This window comes from Pedobacter sp. 01T416_2, assembly GCF_056398925.1.
This window is the reverse complement of record NZ_JBFTQI010000765.1, coordinates 1-2,754: the sequence shown is the minus strand read 5'-3', so window position 1 is coordinate 2,754 and position 2,754 is coordinate 1. Positions and strand designations below refer to the sequence as shown.

The window sequence follows — 2,754 nt, the reverse complement described above, 5'->3', positions numbered from 1 at the left end:
CTTGTAGTCCTGATTAGCCATGTCGTTAAAGTTCAGTATAAGTGATGTCAGTCTGAGCCTGTCGAAGACCTTTAATAGTCGAAAACAAAAAAACATTTTTCTTCGACAGGCTCAGGATGACAAGGTTTTTTGTTTTCTCCTTAACTTAATAACATTGCCCCATTAGAAGGAAATCGAGAGTTACCACGGCAATCAAGTTTAGATTGGTAATATTTGCTACTATTTAAGGTTGGTTAGCATGATGCTGATCGATGGATCGTATTCCAGCATTGTGCAGCCCCAAATAGTATTGCTTGCCGAGCCACTTAAACCTGATGGCAGCGACAGCCCCGAAGTATGAGGGCTATAGCAAACAGCAGGGCAGCATGAACCGAAATGCTACTGTATCTGATTTTCAGAAAACAAAACTGATTCTCCAGCTTTCTGTCAAATTGCTTTGTGCCTTTTAATAGCGACCTTATTTATAACTTCCAGTCTGGTCTTTCGAAATGGCAGGTATAACCGTAAGGGTTTTTCTGTAAATAATCCTGGTGTTCTTCTTCAGCATTCCAGAAATCGGTTTCAGGTACCACCTCTGTTACAATTTTGCCAGGCCATTTACCAGAAGCATCCAGTTCGGCAATTAATGCATTTGCGGTATTTTTCTGTTCTTCACTATTGTAAAAAATAGCTGAGCGGTATGAGGTGCCCACATCATTTCCCTGTCTGTTGCGTGTGCTCGGATCATGGATCTGGAAGAAGTATTCTAATAATTTGCGGTAGGTTAAAACGGTTGGATCAAAAGTAACTTCAATGGCTTCGGCATGTGTACCATGGTTTCTGTAGGTGGCATTGGGAACATCACCGCCAGTGTATCCTACTACGGTAGAGGTAACCCCTGGGTAATGACGGAGCAGTTCTTCTACTCCCCAAAAGCAGCCGCCTGCAAGAATGGCTTTTTCAGTATTCATATATCTTCCTTTTTTTGATTAATAAAGATACGACGAAGATGTGTAAAGGGAAAGTAAAGAAGGGGGGCGCTATTTAATTGTATGGTATAGTCGGTGAAATGACAAAAGATAGGATAAACCGTTTAGTGTTATCCTGAGGGTTAATTAATTGTTTAAAATCAATATGAGTGACGTACAATTGTTTTCTCTTGGCCTACGGCGCGGTCTTGCCTCGGCTCACCGCCGCCGAAGGGCTCTTTCTTTTTGGCATCAAAAAGACCAGCATAGCTAGCTTGAATGCCGTTTGAAAACATAAAAGCCCATGAAAAAACAAAAAATGCCGGCTGAAAAATTTATTCATTTGTATTATGGTTTTCAGCTGTATTCATGAGGGCTTCGCCGTTTTCTTTCGAAGCGAGTACGTTGGCTTGGGCAGTGCAGCCCGAAAAATTTGTTAGGCCGGATTTATTAGAACGGGATACGGTGCTACGGCCTAGTTGGGCGGAATACACAATCGGCATAAACCATTCATATTTAAATAATTACAAAATAACGTCAATGGCAGCGTAGTTGAAGGATCATTTTACGATATAAACTTATATGATCTTATATTCCTCACATGATTGAACGCATCCAGGGGTCTTCGACTACGTTCAGACTGACAAATTTTGGCAACTGCAAGCTCTTATGTTTTGGAGCGCAAGGTTTCTGCAAACACACTAAATTTCTTCCCGTCTTTCGCTTTTACGCTTTCCCGAAAGTTCGGGATGCCTCGTCGCTGCAGGGTAACGCTTCAACCGGGGCTAATGGCTAACTCAGTTTTTTATTTTTGAGGTTGCAGGGTGCACAACCCGTAGCTTATAAACCCGACAGTAGCGGCAGCCTCCGATTTTTTTCTATCGGAGCTATAGCGAATGGCGGGACTGCAAACCGCCAAGAACTACAAGCCATTCGTTTCCTGATTTTGAATATACAATGTCGGTCGGTGAGACACCAACCGATAGGACGATAAGGGCTTCTGGAAGGCAAGATATCTTGTGAGAAATCGTCATTCTCGCGCAGGCGGGAACCACGCAGTACTCAGCGAAGCTAATCTTAAAGCCAAATGCATTAAGATTCCCAATCAAGTTGGGAATGACGACGTGATTAATGAATATCTTTTGGAGAACTATTGATTGCTCCAGCTAAAATCCATAAAACTTACATTGTTTTTTTTGGAAGAACTTACGGCGATCCCTTGATCGGCCTTATCGGCAAAGGTAAAACCTTCCAGCTCATCCGGTTTATCGGTGTCTATAACTTTGATAACAGATTCCTGACCGCTGGCAAGCGATTTTTCCAGATCAAGAAAGGTCAGTCTCCATTTACGCCCTTCAATTTGGTTTTGGATTAAAACGAGTATACCTTTAGCCGCAATATAATGTAAGTTCTGTACCCATGGCGAGCATGTGAATTTTTTAAAGAGGATTCCTTTTTCACTTGTTTTGCTGGCTTTTGATAAAGCTATTGGGTTATACAATCGTACTTCATTTGCTTTATTGCCATAATCGGCTGTTGTCACAAACCATTTGCCTTTATAATTTACATACTCAGGCCGTGTACCCTGGATACAGGCATCATCTTCAATAGATTTTACAAAATTTCCGTCCAATGTTTTCGTCTTTAAAAAGCCTTCCCAGTTGATGCAGTTAATTATCGCTTTCCAAACGGTGCCTGCTGCATTTTGCTTTACTGAGTTGCCCACAAAAGTTGGTAAGCCTTTGTGATAGGCAATGCCAGTGGGATGTTTGATGATATTTTCGCCTTTAACGGTGAACTTGTATTC

The 2,754-nt window shown here is 41.8% G+C and carries 2 protein-coding genes; both read right to left on the bottom strand.

What is annotated here, in order from left to right; genetic code table 11:
- Positions 1-461: 461 nt before the first annotated feature.
- Positions 462-950, bottom strand: a complete 489-nt coding sequence (gene msrA, locus AC1DPQ_RS23765) for a peptide-methionine (S)-S-oxide reductase MsrA (protein ID WP_057933770.1) — start codon at positions 948-950, stop codon at positions 462-464.
- 1,147 nt (positions 951-2,097) lie between these two features.
- Positions 2,098-2,754, bottom strand: a 657-nt coding sequence (locus AC1DPQ_RS23760; RefSeq protein ID WP_477611077.1) for a hypothetical protein, incomplete at its 5' end; no start/stop codon positions are given.

Bases quoted from the DNA above. Each gene is read 5' to 3' on its own strand.
- msrA (WP_057933770.1), bottom strand. From the start codon at position 950: ATGAATACTGAAAAAGCCATTCTTGCAGGCGGCTGCTTTTGGGGAGTA.